Genomic DNA, 1,274 nt, shown 5'->3' with positions numbered 1-1,274 from the left:
ACTTCCCACACTTCCCACACTTCCCACACTTCCCACACTTCCCACACTTCCCACACTTCCCACACTTCCCACACTTCCCACACTTCCCACACTTCCCACACTTCCCACACTTCCTTGACGCACTACCCAAATATTTTTGGAGCCTTGCTCTAATACCCTACTTCCCCTCCTGGGAGGGGTTAGGGGTGGGTTGACTTCTGACTTCTGACTTCGTTAAAACACTATCAAGAAAGTTGAATCTTGGTAATGGCAATATTACCCCCAAGACAAACATCTACATCTGTTCCTGGAGCGCGATCGCGTTCATCATATTTTCCTACATAATAAAAGTCTTCTCCTTCTATCTGATAAGCTACTGGTAATGGTTGGGTAGATGGTTCGCAAAATACTATTTTTGGATCTGGTGCTTCCGGTTCTAAATAGGGGAAATTTACATTCCAGAAAGCTCCAGGTTCAATGGGGCGGTTGAGTAAATCTGTTAATACTATTTTGGCTAAATGAGTTACTCTCGCCCAGTCTACAGGTTTTTTTCCTTGACGATATTGAGACAGGGCGATTCCAGGGATTCTATGAAATGCTGCTTCCCTTACTGCTGCCACTGTTCCAGATATGTAGACATCTACACCCATGTTACCGCCTGAGTTAATACCAGAAAGCACCCATTTGACATTTTGACTTATGTGTGTTATTGCTATTCGAGTACAATCTGCTGGTGTACCTGCGATCGCATACTCAACCTCAGACAGACGTTGCATATTAATTGGTTCCTTAGTAGTGACTTGATGCCCACAACCAGATAATTGTCCCTGGGGAGCAACAATAATACTTTTGTCGAAAGATGGTAGAGGTAGATCGGTATTATTTACAGCTTCCCAAAGTGCTTTAATGCCTGGAGCGTTAATCCCATCATCATTAGTTAGAATAAATGTCATTTTAGTTATCAGTTATTAGTTATCAGTTATCAGTTATCAGTTATTAGCTATCAGTTATTAGTTTGCTACACATATCAAAAGTCTCCTGAGTTGGAACTGGGTTATCAGTACATCCGTTTAATAATTAACAATTAACAATTAATAATTAATAATTAATTATTACCTTTTCTGTAATAGAAGGATTAGTTAAAAGGAACTTTTTTCTTCTCTTGGTTGATTGGATATGGCAAGGTTTCCTCCCCATCTCTCGACCGCTTTTTTTCTCCTTAAAAGTATAGGCTTTAAACCTGATTTTTTCGGTAATAGGGAAGCAATAAAATTCTGCAAGAATTAATAATTAAC

General features: G+C 39.7%; 1 protein-coding gene. It reads right to left on the bottom strand.

Annotated features, from left to right (window positions below):
• Positions 1–224: 224 nt before the first annotated feature.
• Positions 225–932, bottom strand: a complete 708-nt coding sequence (gene surE, locus F6K40_RS40265; RefSeq protein WP_293145962.1) for a 5'/3'-nucleotidase SurE — start codon at positions 930–932, stop codon at positions 225–227.
• Between the last annotated feature and the right edge of the window lie 342 nt (positions 933–1,274).

It is taken from the genome of Okeania sp. SIO3I5, assembly GCF_010672085.1.
GTDB lineage: Bacteria > Cyanobacteriota > Cyanobacteriia > Cyanobacteriales > Microcoleaceae > Trichodesmium.
The sequence above is the reverse complement of the archived record's forward strand: the minus strand, read 5'-3'. Positions and strand labels throughout refer to the sequence as shown.